This window comes from Arthrobacter agilis (genome assembly GCF_006494655.1).
Lineage (GTDB): Bacteria > Actinomycetota > Actinomycetes > Actinomycetales > Micrococcaceae > Arthrobacter_D > Arthrobacter_D agilis.
In genome coordinates this window covers 1-16,040 of record NZ_VHIM01000003.1, presented here as the reverse complement: position 1 = coordinate 16,040, position 16,040 = coordinate 1, and the positions used below count along the sequence as shown (strand labels likewise).

Sequence of the window (16,040 nt, the reverse complement as noted above, 5' to 3'; positions counted from 1 at the left end):
ACGGAGGCGTCCCGGAGCTAGGAGTTCCGCGAGGACAGCACGCAGAACTCGTTGCCGTCGGGGTCCGCGAGGACCTCCCATGTGACGTCCGGTCCCTGCCCGACGTCGATCCGCGCGGCACCGAGCTCCACGAGACGATCGATCTCGCCGTCGCGGTCCTGGCTCGTGTGCGGCGCGAAGTCCAGGTGCAGGCGGTTCTTGCCCTCCTTGCGGTGCGGGACCGGGACGAACACGAGCCCCGGCGGCACCTGTTCGAAGGACAGCGTCGATCCGAGCTCGCGCGCCCAGGGAGGAACGAGCACGGCTTCGTCGTCGGATTCGAACATCACCTCCCAGCCGAGCGCTTCGGACCACCACCGGGCGAGGGAGCGGTGGTCGGTGGATTCGATGACGGTGGAGTACCAGCGCAGTGTCATGCGCCGATTCTGCTCCGTCATCCCGGCATGCGCAGGTCCCCGCGGACAGCCGGCGTCCGCAATCCGCGCCGCGCGGGGCTGGTTCGGGCGCGGAGAATAACGTCACGATCGCATGCGCTAATGCTGCTAAGGTAATCCTTACCTGATGCTCCGAGGCTCATTCCGGCCGGTAGCACGCCGGTATCCGCCCTCGTCGCCACTCCCGGAAGGACCCCATGCTCCGCGCTCCCAGACTCCTCGCCCTCGCCGCTGCAGCCTCGATGACCGTCGCTCTCGCGGCCTGCGCCACGCCCGCCACAGAGCCCGGCGCAGCGGTGTCCCCGGCCGCCGGTTCCGGTTCCGGCTTCGAACCCATCACGATCGAGCACAGCTTCGGCACCACCACCATCGAGGAGAAGCCAGAGCGCGTCGCGACCGTGGCATGGGCCAACCAGGAAGTACCCCTGGCACTCGGCGTCGTACCCGTGGGCATGGCGGCCGCGACCTTCGGCGACGACGACGGCGACGGTGTGCTCCCCTGGGTCACGGAGAAGCTCGACGAGCTCGGCGGCGAGACACCGGTGCTGTTCGACGAGACCGACGGCATCGACTTCGAGGCCGTCGCGGACACCGCACCCGACGTGATCCTCGCCGCCTACTCCGGCCTCACGCAGGAGGACTACGACACCCTCAGCGAGATCGCCCCCGTCGTCGCCTTCCCCGAGACGGCATGGGGCACCCCCTGGCGCGAGATGATCGAGCTCAACAGCGCCGGCATGGGCATGCCCGAGGAGGGCAAGGAGCTCATCGCGGATCTCGACCAGCAGATCAGCGACGCCACCGCGGAGTTCCCCGGCATCGCCGGGAAGAAGACCATGTTCATGACGCACGTCGACCCGACCGACCTCAGCGAGGTCAGCTACTACACCACGCACGACACCCGGGCGATGTTCTTCGAGGACCTGGGCCTCGCCACGCCGGAGAGCGTCGCGACCGCGTCCGCCGAGACAGACCTGTTCTCCGGCACCATCAGTACCGAGCAGGCGGACGTGCTCGACGACGTCGACATCATCGTCACCTACGGCGACGACGAACTCGTCTCGACGCTCGAGGCGGACCCGCTGCTCTCGCAGATCCCGGCGGTCGCCAACAAGGCCATCGTCAACCTGCCCGGCACCACCCCCGTGGGCACGGCCGCGAACCCCACGCCGCTGTCCATCTCCTGGGTCCTCGAGGACTACCTCTCGCTCCTCTCGGACGCCGCAGCCAAGTCGTAGTGGCACTGTCCGCTCCACCCGCCGTCGCAGCTCCCGCCCCCGCGCGGGGGCTGCGCCGTCGTCGGCTGCTCTGGCTCGTGATCGCCCTCGCCGTGCTCTGTGCCGTGGCAATCGCCTCCGTGGGCGTCGGCTCCCGCACCGTGTCGGTCGGGGACGTCCTCGCAGCCCTCGGCGGATCGGTGGACGGCTTCGACGAAGCCGCGGTGGCCAAGCGGATCCCGCGCACCCTCCTGGCCGTCCTCGCCGGCGCGGCCCTCGGACTCTCCGGCGCCGTGATGCAGGGCGTCACGCGCAACCCGCTCGCTGATCCGGGAATACTAGGCGTCAACACCGGTGCGTCGCTCGCCGTCGTCGCCGCGCTCGCCACGGTGGGTCTCAGCTCGGCGACGGGCTACATCTGGGTGGCGATCGCCGGTGCCTCGGTCACGGCGGTGTTCGTCTACACCGTCGGTTCGCTGGGACGCGGGGGAGCCTCTCCGCTCAAGCTCGCCCTGGCCGGCGCGGCCACCTCGGCGGCCCTGACCTCCCTCATCAGCGCCGTCGTGCTTCCCCGCGGAGACATCTCGGGCACCGTCCGGTCCTGGCTGATCGGCGGTGTCGGGGGCGCCACCTTCGCGAGCATCAGCCAGGTGCTGCCCTTCCTCGCCGTCGGCCTGCTGCTGAGCATGCTCTCGGCGCGGTCGCTGAACTCCCTCGCGCTCGGGGACGAACTCGCTGCCGGTCTCGGCGAACGCGTGGCGGTGGCGCGCGGGGCTGCGGCGTTCGGCGCCGTGCTCCTCTGCGGAGCGGTCACCGCCGTGACGGGTCCCATCGGTTTCGTGGGCCTCGTTGTCCCGCACGCCTGCCGCCTGCTGATCGGCGTCGACCACCGGTGGCTGCTGCCCCTCTCCGCCGTCCTCGGGGCCATCCTCCTCACCTCCACCGACGTTCTCGGGCGGATCGTGGCACGTCCGGAGGAGATCGACGTCGGCATCATCACGGCGCTCGTGGGTGCCCCCTTCTTCATCTACATCGTCCGCCGCCAGAAGGTGCGTGAGTTGTGACGGCGCTGCAGGCCCTCCCTCGGACCGGCATCTCCGCCGCCGAGATCGCCGGCGGGCGGCGGCGCCGCACCGCCCGGCGTCGCCTCGTGGTGGGGATCCTCGCCGCCCTGATCGTCGTCGCCTTCGTCGTCTCGCTGTGCGTGGGGCAGACCACATACACGCCGGGGGATGTCCTCGGGGTGATCCTGGGCCGGGACATCGACGGCGCGAGTTTCACGGTGGGCCGCCTGCGGCTGCCGCGCGCCACCCTCGCCGTCATCGCCGGTCTCTGCTTCGGGATCGGCGGGGTGACGTTCCAGACCATGCTCCGCAATCCGCTCGCCAGCCCGGACATCATCGGGATCAGCGCGGGTGCGAGCGCCGCGGCCGCCTTCGCCATCATCACCCTCGGCCTCGGCGCCACACAGGTCTCGATCTTCGCGATCGTCGCGGGCCTGGGCATCGCGCTGCTGGTGTACGGGCTATCCTTCAAGGACGGCGTCGTGGGCACGCGACTCATCCTAATCGGCATCGGGATCGCCGCCATGCTCGACAGCCTGACGGCCTACGTGCTCAGCAAGGCCGCGCAGTGGGACCTGCAGGAGGCCTCGCGCTGGCTGACCGGCAGCCTCAACGGCACCCGGTGGTCCGAGGTGGTGCCCGTCGTGATCGCCCTCGCCGTCCTCGCCCCCGTGCTCCTCACGCAGTCCCGGAACCTGTCCGCATCCCAGCTGGGCGACGACGCCGCGTCGGCCCTCGGCGTCCGCGTCGAGCACACACGGATCATCGTCATCATCGCCGCCGTGGGCCTCATCGCCTTCGCGACGGCGGCCGCCGGGCCCATCGCCTTCGTCGCCTTCCTCTCCGGACCGATCGCCGCGCGGATCGTGGGCCCCGGCGCCTCCCTCCTGATCCCGTCAGCCCTCGTGGGCAGCCTCCTCGTGGTGACCGCCGATTTCCTGGGGCAGTACGCGTTCGGCGTCCGCTACCCCGTGGGCGTGATCACCGGCGTGCTCGGTGCCCCGTATCTCGTCTATCTGATCGTGCGGACCAACCGCTCGGGAGGCTCGCTATGACCACTGCCCACACTCTGCACGCCCAGAACCTCACGGTGGGCTACGGGACCCGGACCGTCGTCCAGGACCTCGACCTGCGGGTCCCGATGGGCGGCATCTCCGTGATCGTCGGCGCCAACGCCTGCGGCAAGTCCACCCTGCTGCGCGCCATGTCCCGCCTGCTCGCACCCAGGGGCGGGCAGGTGATCCTCGACGGCCGAGCGGTCCACCAGACGCCGGCGAAGGAACTGGCCCGCACGCTCGGCCTCCTCCCGCAATCGCCCACCGCCCCGGAGGGCATCACCGTCGCGGACCTCGTGGGCCGCGGGCGGCACCCGCACCAGGGCCTGTTCTCGCGGTGGACTCCCGCGGACGACCAGGCCGTCGCGGACGCGCTTACCGCCACCGAGACCGCGGCCCTCGCGGACCGGCCCGTGGACGAGCTCTCCGGCGGGCAGCGGCAGCGCGTGTGGATCGCGATGGCCCTCGCGCAGCAGACGGACATCCTCCTGCTCGACGAGCCCACCACGTTCCTCGACGTCAGCCACCAGCTCGAGGTCCTCGACCTCCTGACGGATCTCAACCGGTCGCGTGGCACCACGATCGTGATAGTCCTCCATGACCTCAATCTCGCCGCACGCTACGCCGACCACCTGATCGCCCTCACCGACGGACAGGTCCACGCGCTCGGCACGCCGGCCGAGGTGCTCACCGAGGAGACGATCCGCGCCGTCTTCGGCCTGGACAGCCGGGTGGTGGTCGACCCGACGTCGAACAAGCCTCTGATGCTCCCGCTCGGCCGGCACCACACGACGGTGGAACGCTGACCGTCCGGTCCGGCGACGGACGGCCCGGGAACCCTGCCTCCACCCGCACCGATACCAAGCCTGCTGATGATGGGCGTACGCTGACACGACGACGCCGACCAGCACCGCGTGGCGTCGGACCGACCAGGCACCATCCCATCGGAAGGACGTCCCATGAGCACGCACGACGAGAAGCCCCAGCACGACCCGACTGCCGACGAGCAGCTGTCCGAGTCCCTCGCAGGGCACGCGGCCCTGTCCGAAGGCGACGGCGGCGACGACACCTCGCCGCTCGCCGAGAACGGCGACAGCCCGGTCCGCACCGACAACAGCTGATTCCGCCGGCCGGCACCGGCGTATCGGCGCAAGACCGGGAGGGGCGTCCGCAGCAGTTCACGCTGCGGGCGCCCCTTTTTCCTGTTCGGGGTCGCGGCTTCGCTCGCTTCCCGCCGCCGTCGGCCTCGCCGCGACGCGTCCTGCCCCCTAGGCTGGAAGCTCATGACGAGGGGGGCATGATGACCAGGAAGAACCTTCGGTGGTTCCTCGTCGCCGGCGGGTGCTTCGCGCTGGCGGTGCTGATCTTCGGCGGGCGATCGCTGCTGCTGGACTGGCTGGGGGAGTCCTCGGTCTACCGTGTGGTGATCTTCTCCGCCTGGGTGTTCCTCGCCGCGGGGGCGGGAGCGGTGACCAGGGGCCTTACGGATCGAGGGTCGGACGGCGAAGCGCCCGCGGGAGCAGTCCCAGGCAACGCGCCCTGACCTACTCCCCGGGTCCTCGGCAACCTCTCACGCTGGCTTCCGCCCCGTCGTCCCGATCCTGCTGCATGCCGCGAACAAACGGCTTCGCCGTGCTGGTCGTGTGCTGGGTACCTGGGGCCGTAGGCGCTCGAGTCAGCCCTCAGGCAGTGCGGCGAAGGCCTTCTTGGTGCCGTTGTACCAGCCCAGGCCCTTGATCGGATTGCGCCAGCGCGCCTTCATGGCGTCACGGGCCGTCTGATGCTCGGTGTCGCCGGCTGCGACGGCGTCCTTCAGGTGCTGGTCCTGGGCCTGGATGATGATGTCCGCGCTCTCGCCCGTGAAAGCGAGATCGCAGGGGCCGCCGAGTTGCTTGCAGGTCATGGTCTTCATGGCAGGTCCTCCGGTCGATGGACGGGCATCCGCGAGAACGGTGCCTCACCATCATGACGACGGGCGGGGCCGGGATGTGACAGCGGGGCGCTCTTTCCGGTTCGCCCCGGCGCGACGCGTGAGGGACGCCAGGACGTCGGGCTCTGCCCGGAACGTGATGGCCTGGACCAGCCCGTCGGCAACGGCGAAGTCGAAGGCCACGCGGGCTGCACCCCGATTGAACCAGGCAGCTCCCGGGCGTGCGTCGACGAAGACGGGCAGGGCAGCCGCCGCGGCGCCGTCGAACATCGCCGCGACGGACTGGCGCCCCTCGATCCGCTCGGGTGTCCCGGTCGCGATGGCCGCTGCGTCGGCGGAGACGACGACGTCGGGCGCGAGCAGGTGCAGGAGGCGCGTGAAGCTGCCGCCGCGGGAGGCAGCCAGGAAGGCATCGACCACCTGCCAGTCGGCAGCTGCGTCCCCCGGCGGGAAGGCAGCGACCTTCGCCCGAGCCCGGGAGGCCAGCTTCCGGGCGGCGTCGGCTGAGACGGCGAGGACGGCCGCGATGGTCCGGAATTCCACACCGAGCGTGTCGTGCAGGACGAAGGCCACGCGCTCACTGGGGGACAGGCGCTCGAGCACTGCCTGCAGCGCGACGCCCACCGCTGCAGCCTCCAGCACTCCGTCTGCCGGGTCCGTGGCGGTACCGCCGTCGTCGGGCAGGGTCTCGGCTGGTTCGGGCACTTTCGCGCGGAGCCGGTCGAGGCAGAGGCGTGTCGTCACGACCGTGAGCCAGGCGGGCAGATTCTCGATGGTGGTGCGCGTGCCGTGCAGCCGGAGCCATGCCTGCTGCACCATGTCCTCGCCTTCGGCGCGATCATCCAGCACCCCGGCGGCGATCCGCACGAGGCGGGGGCGTTCCGCCTCGAACTGCCCGGTCAGGTCCATACGCCACACCCTAGGCCGTCCGGCGTCGATCGGGTCCGGGGACTCTGGTGCCGGTAGCTTCACAGGCGTACAGTCCGGCCATGGCAGACGACCCAGTCCAGAGCAATCCGAACCATTACCGCGTGGCCTTCGAGAATGATCGCGTCCGGGTCCTCGAGTACACGGACGAGCCTGGCCACACGAGTGTGGAGCACCATCATCCCGACAGCGTCATGATCACCGCGAGCTCCTTCCGACGGCGGCTCTATGCCCGCGGTACGAGCCTGGATGTCGAGCTCCCCGAAGGTGCGGTCAGGTGGCTGTCCGCCCAGGACCACTACGGCGAGAACACCGGGACGACGCCGACGCACGCTTTCTTCGTCGAGTTGAAGGAACCTGACCCGAACCCGGCTCCCCGACCGATGTCACTCGGCCCGGAGGGAACCTGACCGTCGGGCAGGCTCTGCCGATCCCGATGCGGCCCCACCCCGACGACGACGGGGCGCCCGCTGCTGCGGACGCCCCGTCGTCGTGCATGTCTTACGAGACGGTGGTGCCGGCCTTCCTCGTGAGGACGCCGACGGAGCGGGGAGCCAGTTTGGCCTCCTCGCCGGCGAGCGTGTCGCCGTCGACGCCCGTGATGTCCACAGGTGCGTCGGTGCGGTTGATGAGGAAGACGTAGTCGGCGTCCTCGCCGGTGCGGATGACCTGCTCGACGGCGCCGCGGAGGTCCGCGGGCAGGTCGCTGGTCAGTCCGGCGCGGGCAGCGAGATCCGCGAGGACAGGCGTGACGCCATCCGCGCCGAGGCGGGCACCCACGTAGGCGGCGCTGCCGGCACCCGTCGCGGAGGGGCTCGCGCGCCGCGTCACGGCGGCGTCTCCCGCGTGATCACCGGTGGTGTAGCGGGCGAGGACCTCGACGTCGTCGACGCGGGGGAGCACGCGATCGGCCCACAGGGTCGCGGTGGCGCCGTTGTCCAGGGAGACGGACTCGCCGTCGAGCAGCGGGCCGAACTCCTCGATGCGGATGCCGAGCAGGTCCGCGAGGGCACCGGGGTAGCCGCCGAGCCAGATGTGGTCGTTCTCGTCCGTGATGCCGCTGAAGTAGGTGGCCACGAGGTGGCCCCCGCCGTTCACGTACCCCTCGAGGCGTTCCTTCAGCCAGACCGGGACGGTGTGGAGGACGGGTGCGACCACGAGCCCGTACCCGCTGAGGTCCGCACTGTGCGTGCGTGCCGGGATCACGTCGGCGCGGATGCCGAGGTTCAGGAACGCCGTGTACCAGTCCAGGGCCTCCTGCTTGTAGTGGAGGCGGTCAGAGGGGTGGGAATCCTGCTCGGAAGCCCACCAGGAGTCCCAGTCGAACAGGATCGCCGCGGGTGCCTGCCTGCGGGTGGAGCCGACGACGTCGGACAGTTCGCCGAGCTCGCGCCCGAGGTCCACGACGTCGCGGAAGATCGGGCTGTCCTCGCCGGCGTGGGGGACCATCGCGGAGTGGAACTTCTCGGCGCCGGCCTTGGACTGCCGCCACTGGAAGTAGCAGACCGCGTCGGCGCCGTGGGCCACATGGGTGAGGGAATCACGGCGGAGGGCGCCGGACTTCTTCGGGGTGTTGACGGGCTGCCAGTTCACGGCGCTCGTGGAGTGCTCCATGAGGAACCACGGCTTGCCGCCGGCGATGTTTCCGGTGAGGTTCGCGGAGAAGGAGAGCTCGTCCACGGCCTGCGGGCCCGGGATGAAGTAGTGGTCGTTGGCCACGAAGTCCACCTCGGCCGCCCAGTCGGCGTAGTCCATGCCCTTGGACTCGCCCATGACCATGAAGTTGGTGGTCACGGGGATATCCGGGGTGATGCGGTGCAGGATGTCGCGTTCCTCGCGCAGGTACTGCTTGAGGGCGTCGGAGGAGAACCGCTTGAAGTCCAGCTGCTGCGTGGGGTTGGGGTGCGAGGCGGCCTGGCGCGGGGGCAGGATCTGCTCGAACCGCGTGTAGCGCTGGGACCAGAAGTCGGTGCCCCACGCGTCGTTGAGGGCGTCGATGCTGCCGTAGCGGTCGGTGAGCCAGGTACGGAAGGCGCCGGCGGCGTCGTCGGAGTAGTCGTAGATGTTGTGGCAACCGAGCTCGTTGGAGACGTGCCACGCGCAGACGGCGGGGTGGTCCCTGTAGCGCTCAGCCATCGCTGTGACGAGCTTCAGGGCGTGCTCGCGGAAGACGGGGCTGGTGGGGCGCCAGTGCTGGCGGGCACCGGGCCAGAGGGTGCCGCCGTCGGCCGTGACGGGGAGGATCTCGGGGTGCTCGGTGGCGAGCCACGGCGGCGGGGAGGCGGTCGCGGTGGCGAGGTCGACGGCGATCCCGTTCGCGTGCAGGAGGTCGATGACCTCGTCCAGCCAGGCGAAGTTCCACTCGTCGCGCTCGGGCTGCAGGCGGGCCCAGGAGAAAATCGCCAGCGACACCACGTTGACGCCGGCCGCGCGCATGAGGCGGACGTCCTCGTCCCACGTCTCGCGCGGCCACTGCTCCGGGTTGTAGTCGGCGCCGTACGCCATGCGGGGACGGTTCGGCTCGGACGGCCAGCGCAGCCAGCGGTGGGTGGTGGGTGTCGACACGGTGAAGCTCCTTGAGGCGGGTTCAACAGGGGTGGAACAGGGGTGGAACGGACCGGGCGGGTGCGCGCGAGCTCCCGCCCGGCCCGGGCTTGGTGATTCAGATGGTGCGGGTACGAGCCGGGTACTACTCGGAGACGGTGAAGCCCTGGTCCGAGCCGTACTGGATCGTGGCGTCCTGCCAGGCCTTCAGGCCCTCGGTAAGCGGGGCGTCGGACACATAGGACTGACCCACTGTGTCGTTGAAGATGCTGTTCGCGTATACCTGGAAGGGCAGGTAGGACCAGCCCTCGACGACGTTCTCGGCCGACTCCGCGAAGAGCTCGTTGGCCTTCTGACCCCCGAAGTACTCGAACTCACGGTTCAGGAACTCCTCGGAGGCGAGGTCCTCCGTCGTGGACGGGAAGGCACCGCCATCGATGCGAGTCTGGACACCGTCGGCCACGCTCGCGTAGTCGAGGAAGGCGTAGGCGAGGGCCGCATTCTCCGTGGCGGACGGGATGGCCAGCGAACTGCCGCCGTTCTCGGCGGTGGCGGTGCCGCCCTCCTCCCACTGGGGAAGCGGGGCCACGCGCCACTTGCCGGCGCCTGCCTGCACGCCGGACTCGAAGTTGCCGGGCATCCAGGCTCCTGTGTTCAGGGTGGCGATGGTGCCGTCGCCGAGGCCCTGGTACCACTCGTCGGTCCAGGAGTTAATAGGGGCCACGAGCTCGCCGTCCACCAGTTCCTGCCACGTCTCGGCGAACTTCGTGGAGCCCTCGTCGGAGAAGTCGACGGTCACGTCGGTGCCGTCCACCTGGTAGGGCTTACCGCCGGCCTGCCAGATGAGGCTCGTGGTGAAGCCGGCGTCACCGGTGTCGTTGGTGATGTAGACGTCGGGGTCGGCCTCGTGGATGGTTCTCGCTGCCTCGATGTACTCGTCCCACGTGGCGGGGATCTCCACGCCGAACTTCTCGAACACCTCGGTGTTGTAATACATGACCATGGGCCCGGCATCCATGGGCAGGCCGTAGATGCCCTCGCCCTGCTGCACGGCGTTCCACGGGCCGGGGCTGAAGGTTCCCTCGAGGTCGCCGGCACCGAGGCCGCTGATGTCTGTCAGGGAGTCGGCGATGGCGAACTGCGGGAGGGCGAAGTACTCGATCTGCGCGACGTCGGGAACGCCGTCGCCGGCGGCGATCGCGTTCTGCAGGGCGGTGTACTGGTCGTTGCCGGTACCCGCGTTGACCACCTTGACGTCCACGTTCGGGTGCAGTTCCTCGAACTCGTCGGCGACGTCCTGGACCGTGAGGTCCCAGGCCCAGACGGTGAGCTCACCGCCCTCCTCCAGTGCCGCGGCGACGTCGTCGGCGTTCCCGGCGTCGGCACTGCCACCGGCGTCGCTACCGCCGCCGCCACAGGCGGTGAGCGCCAGCGTTGCCGCGAAGGCCAGAGCGGATCCTCGCAGTACTGCGGGGGCTATTCTCTTCTTCATGGGTTTCCTTATCACTTCGTTGTTGACGGGAAGGGGTTGTTCGTTCGGTCGCGGGGTCATTCCTTGACTGCGCCGGCGCTGAGGCCGGACTGCCAGTACCGCTGGAGGAGGAGGAAGGCGGCGATCAGCGGGAGGATGGTCAGCAGGGCACCGGTGATCACGAGGTTGTAGATGGCGTCCCCGCCCACCGTGGAGGCCTGGTTGTTCCAGGCGTTCAGGCCCAGGGTCAGCGGGTACCAGTCCGGGTCCTTCAGCATGATCAGCGGCAGGAAGTAGTTGTTCCAGGTGGCCACCATGGTGAACAGCAGCACCGTGACGATGCCCGGGCCCAGCAGCGGCAGGGAGATCTGGAAGAACGTGCGGAACTCGCCGGCGCCGTCCATGCGCGCCGATTCCAGCAGCTCGGCGGGGATGGCCTCAGAGGCGAACGTCCACATCAGGTACAGGCCGAACGGGGAGATCAGCGAGGGGATGATCACCGCCCACGGGGTGTTGGTGAGGCCCATCTCGCTGAACATGAGGAACGTGGGGACCGCGAGGGCGGTGCCGGGGACGGCGACGGCGCCGATGACGACGGCGAACACGGCCTTCTTGCCCGGGAAGGAGAACTTCGCGAGGGCGTACCCGCCGAGGACGGCGAGGAAGGTCGCGCCGCCGGCACCCGCCACCACGTAGAGCACGGTGTTGAGGAACCAGCGGCCGAAGATGCCGCCGTCGTAGGACAGGGTGTCACCGATGTTGCTGAACAGCGCGAAGTCCCCGCTGAACCAGAGCCCGAAGGAGCTGAACAGGCTCTCCTGTGTTTTCGAGGAGTTGATGAGCAGCCACACCAGCGGGATCAGGCTGTAGATGAGGATGACGCCGGTGAGGAGGGTCAGCAGCACGCTGCGGCGCGGGTTGTCCACGCCGCGGCGCGTGCTCTTCATGCGCACGTAGCCCGGCTTGGAGGTGCGCTTCCCGGCTGTGCGGGAGGGTTCGACGGCGACGCTCATGGTCAGCTTTCCTTCCGCATGCCGCGCAGCTGCACGGCGTAGGCGATGACCATGGTGATGATGCCCATGACGATCGCCACGGTGGCGGAGTAGTTGTACTGCTGGCCGGAGAAGCTCAGCGAGTAGGCGTACAGGTTCGGGGTGAAGTACGTGGAGATGGAGTTCGGGGCGAGGCTCTGCAGGATCGCGGGTTCGTTGAACAGCTGGAAGCTGCCGATCACCGAGAAGATGGAGGCCACCACCATGGCGCCGCGGATGGCGGGCAGCTTGATGGCCGTGACGAGGCGGAACTGGCTGGCGCCGTCGATCTCCGCGGCCTCGTGGAGGGACTTCGGGATGACGCTGAGCGCCGAGTAGAAGATCAGCATGTTGTAGCCGATGAACTCCCACGTGACGATGTTGCCGATCGAGGCGAGGATCAGGTCGGGGGAGAGCGGGTTGGGCAGGTTGATGCCGAACGCGCTGTTGATGTTGCCCACCAGACCGAAGCGCGTGCCGTACATGAAGCCCCACATGAGGCTGGCGACGACGGCGGGCACCGCGTACGGCAGGAAGATCGAGATGCGGAAGAAGGACTTCCCGTACAGCCGGCCGCTGTCCAGTGCCAGGGCCACGAGGAGGGCGATCAGGAGCATCACCGGGACCTGCACCGCGAGGAACAGGACCACCCGGATGAGGGAGGACCAGAACTGCGAGTCCTGCAGCACCTGTGCGTAATTGGCAAGACCCACGAAGCCGTTGCCGCCCACGAGCTGGTTGCGGAAGAAGCTCAGGTAGATCGAGTAGGCGATCGGTGCCAGGAACACGAGCGCGAAGACCGCCATGAAGGGGCCGATGAAGAGCCAACCGGACCAGGAGCGCGTCCTGGTGCGCCTCGGCGCTCGGGCCGCAGGTTCGGGCTGCGTGCCGAGCACGGCGGGTGGGGGTGACGCCGTCGTCATGTTCGTCCTTCGTCCGGTGCGATGTTTGCGCAAACACTGCCGTGCCTCGTGCTCGATGTTTGCGTAAACATTGTTGTTACGATGGTCACATGTCAGCACCGTCGCGTCAACACTCCCTCCGCGAGGACCGACGCGTCTCCATGTCCGACGTCGCCCGGCTGGCTGGTGTCTCGGCGCAGACGGTGTCACGGGTGTCCAACGGCAGCCCGGGCGTCATGGAGGCCACGCGGCAGCAGGTGATCGCGGCGATGAACGAGCTCGGCTACCGACCCAACAGTGCGGCGCGGGCCCTGAAGCGGGGAAGCTTCCGGACCATCGGCGTCATCCTCTTCACGCTCTCGACCACCGGGAACGTCCGCACGCTCGAGGCCATCGCGGCCCGGGCCGCGGAGGAGGATTACGCCATCACGCTGATCCCCGTGGCCGCGCCGACGCAGGCCGGCGTGCGGGGTGCGTTCTCGCGGCTGAACGAGCTGGCGGTGGACGGCATCATCGTGATCATGGAGGTCCACCTGCTCGACGCCGCCACGGTGTCCCTGCCGCCGGGCGTCCACGCCGTGGTGGTGGATTCCGATGCGAGTGACGGCTACAGCGTGATCGACACGGACCAGGCCGACGGCGCCCGGAAGGCCGTGGAGCACCTGCTGGACCTGGGCCATCCGACGGTGTGGCACGTGGCCGGGCCGTCGGCGTCCTTCGCGTCGGAGCGGCGCGTGAACGCCTGGCGGTCGGTGCTGTCCTCACGAGGGTGTGCTGAGCCTGCGTTGCTGCGGGGGGACTGGTCGGCGGACTCGGGCTACCTCGCGGGCCTGACGTTGGCCGCGTCCGACTGCACCGCGGTGTTCGTGGCAAACGACCAGATGGCACTGGGAGTGCTCCGGGCCTTCCACGAGAAGGGCATCCGGGTGCCGGAGGACGTCTCGATCGTGGGCTTCGACGACATCCCGGACAGCACCTCCTTCAGCCCGCCCCTGACCACGGTGCACCAGGACTTCGCCGAGGTGGGCCGGCGCTGCGTGGACAAGGTGCTGAAGCAGATGCGGGAGAACTCGACGGAGCCGGGCCTGGACCTCGTGCCGACACGGCTGGTGGTGCGGGAGAGCACCGCGGCCTCAAGCGGCGATTAGCTCTTATCCTTCGACTCGACCGGATACCGGTCTACTCAGGTACAGCCGCGTGTTTGGGGCCGACACAACAGGGCCTTCACCGTTGAGAGCAAGGTGCGAGCGTACTAATGCTCAAACTGGGGGGGTGTAGTAACCCTTGCTTACAACCATGCTGAATATGGATGTCCTACTCGCGGGCCCGGCATTTTACCGACATAATGAGCATCGTGACTGACACCGGAGCCAGCGAAGAAGACGAGGCGATGGAACCTGACGGTTCCCTGCCCAAGCACCCAGTTACCTCAGACGGCGATACAAGCTCTATCTCGCCCGACGGGATGCGCGAAAAACTTCGCTGATCTCGAAAAGCAACTCGTGCTTGGCAAAATCCGCGGAGTCGACGTCTGGGCAAACGGAGAAGCTGGCTTCAGAGTCGTAACAAAATCCTGGGACTCGTTCATTGATAAACTCTACCGCGTGAATTACGAGGAGAACAACGAAGGAGAGATGCCCCCGAAGATAAGAAGTATTCAGGAACAGGCCGACCGTATTCCTGACGATAATGCTAAGAACCAAGATTGGGTAACGCCTGAGCGAGGACATCTATTCCTCGACGATTTGGTGCGAACGAAATTTGTTGTGCCCTTCGCGGACGGCGTCGTTGATGCAAGTAATCGCGTGACAGCTTCCGCAAGAAAATTGGGTTTGAAGACCTATCGGCGCTACCACGCAAAAGACTCTGGCTATCATGCTCATCATGTTTACGTATTGCTGTCAGTACCAGGTCCGGAAGTTACTGAGACTGAAATAGCTTTCGAGATCAAAATTCTCACGAAGCTGCAGGACAACTTAAGCGAACTTACGCACCTTCTTTATGAATATAAAAGAACTGGCCAAATCGAGAAGAAGAAAAAACGAGCACTTGCCTGGCTCTTCGAATCTACCGACTTCGAAGCTTCTTACATAGGGCACAGCGCTCACTACATCGAAGCCTCTCTGGTTCGCCTGAAAGCGGAACTCGCGGAAATCGGAGAAGTATAAAGTGCAGAATCCTGAGCCAAGGGCGCAATATCTCAACATCGTGCTACGTCAGATCAGCCGAACGGCGCTTAGAATTCCACGGTTTCAACGACATTTCGTGTGGGGGGAAAGTGACGTCATTGAGCTGTTAGAAAGCATTCGGAAAGGGTATCCTATTGGAAGCATTCTCACATGGCGAGTGGAATCGTCGGATAACTACTTTTCGGGATATCGAGAAGGCCCATTCCCTCCCGCCGACCTGAACCTCAGTAGTTTCGAAGTAGTCCTCGATGGCGCACAACGAATGTCAACGCTCTATGGAACCCTTCGTGATCCAGGTAACAATCCCGTATATCGTGTGTATTTCGACGTACGGCTCGGTCAATTCATTCATGAAACAGCGATTAGACAGGGGGGCCCGTGGCTCGTGCCGATGAGTGCCCTCTTCGAGAGCCGTCCGTTCCTCGACGTTCAACGTGAAATTGCTGAGCTTGAGGACGGCGAAGAACTGCTGTCTCGTGTCCTAGACCTATACTCAACGTTTCAAGATTACCAGGTGCCGATCATCACTCTCTCGAACGCGGTTCTCGAGGATGTCGTCGAAGTTTTCCGTCGCGTAAATAGTAGCGGCACGCCTTTGTCGTCGGTTGACTTCGTAAGAGCTCTCACTTGGCGGTCAAGTTTCGACCTCGAAGAGACTTTCCGCGAGTTGACCGAACGATATGAGGGCACTGCGCTCGAGGGCATCTCAGAGGAATTCTTGATACGCTGCCTGGCAATTACGGCTGAGTTATCTCTCGATTCGCGTGAGGTGATTCAGCTTCGGGAACTTTCAAACCGGCCGAACGGTCTTCAGGCCGAAGTGGAGGCGATGGAACAAGCCCTTGATGCTCTGGCCTCATTTTTGGCTCCCCTTCAGATATCGCGAATGTCGGATGTGCCTTATGAAGTTCAGCGTTTGCTGTTGTTCGGAATCATGCAGTATGTACCAACCACTGATACGTCTCGCCTTAAGAATTGGCTTTGGGCTTCAACTTTTGCTGAGGAGCACCAGAGCAAGCCCGAGTCTTATGTCTCGCGACTCATCAAAGAGATTCGAAATGGGCAAATCGAGAATGCTCTAGAGATCCGAAAAACTATCGAACCTGGCATTTTCGCCGATCGCGTGCGGCGTGCTGGTTCGGCCATAACCGGCTCTTCTTACTTGAGGTGGGAGTGGCTGAGTCCGCCGCCGATGAGGAGCATGCGTAGGCGGTAGTTGTCTCGGTTGCGGAATCCTCGGGCGACGCGGCGGTGGAGTTCGATGAGTCCGTTCACG

At 66.7% G+C, this 16,040-nt stretch carries 16 protein-coding genes and 1 pseudogene; 10 read left to right on the top strand and 7 right to left on the bottom strand.

Going from position 1 to position 16,040, the window contains the following annotated elements; translation table 11 throughout:
• Positions 1-17 precede the first annotated feature (17 nt).
• On the bottom strand, positions 18-416 hold the full coding sequence (locus FJV46_RS04890; protein WP_087029322.1) for a VOC family protein: 399 nt from the start codon (positions 414-416) through the stop codon (positions 18-20).
• A 215-nt stretch (positions 417-631) separates the two neighbouring features.
• On the opposite strand from FJV46_RS04890, the gene FJV46_RS04885 reads away from it, so the two are divergent.
• From FJV46_RS04885 to FJV46_RS04865, 6 genes are all read left to right on the top strand, one after another.
• Entirely contained in the window at positions 632-1,672 is a 1,041-nt protein-coding gene (locus tag FJV46_RS04885) for an iron-siderophore ABC transporter substrate-binding protein (protein ID WP_087029324.1), read from the top strand.
• 5 nt (positions 1,673-1,677) lie between these two features.
• Positions 1,678-2,715 (top strand): FecCD family ABC transporter permease, encoded by a 1,038-nt coding sequence (locus FJV46_RS04880; protein ID WP_232008726.1) that lies wholly within the window; start codon positions 1,678-1,680, stop codon positions 2,713-2,715.
• Positions 2,712-3,770 (top strand): FecCD family ABC transporter permease, encoded by a 1,059-nt coding sequence (locus FJV46_RS04875; protein WP_197715705.1) that lies wholly within the window; start codon positions 2,712-2,714, stop codon positions 3,768-3,770. Before FJV46_RS04880 ends, FJV46_RS04875 begins: the two co-directional genes overlap by 4 nt.
• Positions 3,767-4,576 (top strand): ABC transporter ATP-binding protein, encoded by an 810-nt coding sequence (locus FJV46_RS04870; protein WP_087029326.1) that lies wholly within the window; start codon positions 3,767-3,769, stop codon positions 4,574-4,576. Before FJV46_RS04875 ends, FJV46_RS04870 begins: the two co-directional genes overlap by 4 nt.
• Before the next feature lie 153 nt (positions 4,577-4,729).
• The gene (locus tag FJV46_RS15185) at positions 4,730-4,891 is read left to right on the top strand and encodes a hypothetical protein (protein ID WP_158250153.1); all 162 of its coding nucleotides are present in this window, start codon (positions 4,730-4,732) and stop codon (positions 4,889-4,891) included.
• Positions 4,892-5,067: 176 nt separating this feature from the next.
• Positions 5,068-5,313: a hypothetical protein gene (locus tag FJV46_RS04865; protein ID WP_087029327.1), complete on the top strand. Its 246-nt coding sequence runs from the start codon at positions 5,068-5,070 to the stop codon at positions 5,311-5,313.
• A gap of 132 nt (positions 5,314-5,445) precedes the next feature.
• On the opposite strand, the gene FJV46_RS04860 is transcribed toward FJV46_RS04865, so the two are convergent.
• Both FJV46_RS04860 and FJV46_RS04855 read right to left on the bottom strand, forming a co-directional pair.
• On the bottom strand, positions 5,446-5,682 hold the full coding sequence (locus FJV46_RS04860; RefSeq protein WP_087029329.1) for a hypothetical protein: 237 nt from the start codon (positions 5,680-5,682) through the stop codon (positions 5,446-5,448).
• Between the two features lie 51 nt (positions 5,683-5,733).
• Positions 5,734-6,609 carry a sigma-70 family RNA polymerase sigma factor gene (locus FJV46_RS04855; RefSeq protein ID WP_087029331.1) on the bottom strand — a complete coding sequence of 292 codons (876 nt, stop codon included), beginning with the start codon at positions 6,607-6,609 and terminating at the stop codon, positions 5,734-5,736.
• 80 nt (positions 6,610-6,689) lie between these two features.
• On the opposite strand from FJV46_RS04855, the gene FJV46_RS04850 reads away from it, so the two are divergent.
• On the top strand, positions 6,690-7,037 hold the full coding sequence (locus FJV46_RS04850; protein ID WP_087029333.1) for a cupin domain-containing protein: 348 nt from the start codon (positions 6,690-6,692) through the stop codon (positions 7,035-7,037).
• A 91-nt stretch (positions 7,038-7,128) separates the two neighbouring features.
• Here the strand turns inward: FJV46_RS04850 and FJV46_RS04845 are convergent, their stop codons facing one another.
• The 4 genes from FJV46_RS04845 to FJV46_RS04830 all read right to left on the bottom strand — a co-directional run bounded on the left by FJV46_RS04845 (position 7,129) and on the right by FJV46_RS04830 (position 12,596).
• Entirely contained in the window at positions 7,129-9,192 is a 2,064-nt protein-coding gene (locus tag FJV46_RS04845) for a beta-galactosidase (protein ID WP_232008543.1), read from the bottom strand.
• Between the two features lie 124 nt (positions 9,193-9,316).
• Positions 9,317-10,663, bottom strand: coding sequence for an ABC transporter substrate-binding protein (locus tag FJV46_RS04840; RefSeq protein WP_087029335.1), 1,347 nt, complete (start codon positions 10,661-10,663; stop codon positions 9,317-9,319).
• A 56-nt stretch (positions 10,664-10,719) separates the two neighbouring features.
• On the bottom strand, positions 10,720-11,589 hold the full coding sequence (locus FJV46_RS04835) for a carbohydrate ABC transporter permease (RefSeq protein WP_232008727.1): 870 nt from the start codon (positions 11,587-11,589) through the stop codon (positions 10,720-10,722).
• A gap of 68 nt (positions 11,590-11,657) precedes the next feature.
• Positions 11,658-12,596, bottom strand: a complete 939-nt coding sequence (locus tag FJV46_RS04830) for a carbohydrate ABC transporter permease (RefSeq protein WP_087029339.1) — start codon at positions 12,594-12,596, stop codon at positions 11,658-11,660.
• 89 nt (positions 12,597-12,685) lie between these two features.
• Between FJV46_RS04830 and FJV46_RS04825 the strand changes: the two genes are divergently transcribed.
• The 3 genes and pseudogenes from FJV46_RS04825 to FJV46_RS15525 all read left to right on the top strand — a co-directional run.
• A complete protein-coding gene (locus tag FJV46_RS04825) occupies positions 12,686-13,723 on the top strand; it encodes a LacI family DNA-binding transcriptional regulator (RefSeq protein ID WP_232008544.1) in 1,038 nt (345 codons plus the stop codon).
• 456 nt (positions 13,724-14,179) lie between these two features.
• Positions 14,180-14,743 carry a hypothetical protein gene (locus tag FJV46_RS04820; RefSeq protein WP_126130541.1) on the top strand — a complete coding sequence of 188 codons (564 nt, stop codon included), beginning with the start codon at positions 14,180-14,182 and terminating at the stop codon, positions 14,741-14,743.
• Between the two features lies 1 nt (position 14,744).
• A pseudogene (locus FJV46_RS15525) lies at positions 14,745-15,377 on the top strand (DUF262 domain-containing protein); the annotation flags it as partial.
• Positions 15,378-16,040 lie beyond the last annotated feature (663 nt).

Excerpts from the sequence above, each read along its gene's own strand:
- FJV46_RS04885 (WP_087029324.1), top strand. The coding sequence starts at position 632 with ATGCTCCGCGCTCCCAGACTCCTCGCCCTCGCCGCTGCAGCCTCGATG.
- FJV46_RS04840 (WP_087029335.1), bottom strand. The coding sequence starts at position 10,663 with ATGAAGAAGAGAATAGCCCCCGCAGTACTGCGAGGATCCGCTCTGGCC.
- FJV46_RS04835 (WP_232008727.1), bottom strand. The coding sequence starts at position 11,589 with ATGAAGAGCACGCGCCGCGGCGTGGACAACCCGCGCCGCAGCGTGCTG.
- FJV46_RS04890 (WP_087029322.1), bottom strand. The coding sequence starts at position 416 with ATGACACTGCGCTGGTACTCCACCGTCATCGAATCCACCGACCACCGC.
- FJV46_RS04825 (WP_232008544.1), top strand. The coding sequence starts at position 12,686 with ATGTCAGCACCGTCGCGTCAACACTCCCTCCGCGAGGACCGACGCGTC.
- FJV46_RS04830 (WP_087029339.1), bottom strand. The coding sequence starts at position 12,596 with ATGACGACGGCGTCACCCCCACCCGCCGTGCTCGGCACGCAGCCCGAA.
- FJV46_RS15185 (WP_158250153.1), top strand. The coding sequence starts at position 4,730 with ATGAGCACGCACGACGAGAAGCCCCAGCACGACCCGACTGCCGACGAG.
- FJV46_RS04850 (WP_087029333.1), top strand. The coding sequence starts at position 6,690 with ATGGCAGACGACCCAGTCCAGAGCAATCCGAACCATTACCGCGTGGCC.
- FJV46_RS04860 (WP_087029329.1), bottom strand. The coding sequence starts at position 5,682 with ATGAAGACCATGACCTGCAAGCAACTCGGCGGCCCCTGCGATCTCGCT.
- FJV46_RS04870 (WP_087029326.1), top strand. The coding sequence starts at position 3,767 with ATGACCACTGCCCACACTCTGCACGCCCAGAACCTCACGGTGGGCTAC.
- FJV46_RS04865 (WP_087029327.1), top strand. The coding sequence starts at position 5,068 with ATGATGACCAGGAAGAACCTTCGGTGGTTCCTCGTCGCCGGCGGGTGC.
- FJV46_RS04855 (WP_087029331.1), bottom strand. The coding sequence starts at position 6,609 with ATGGACCTGACCGGGCAGTTCGAGGCGGAACGCCCCCGCCTCGTGCGG.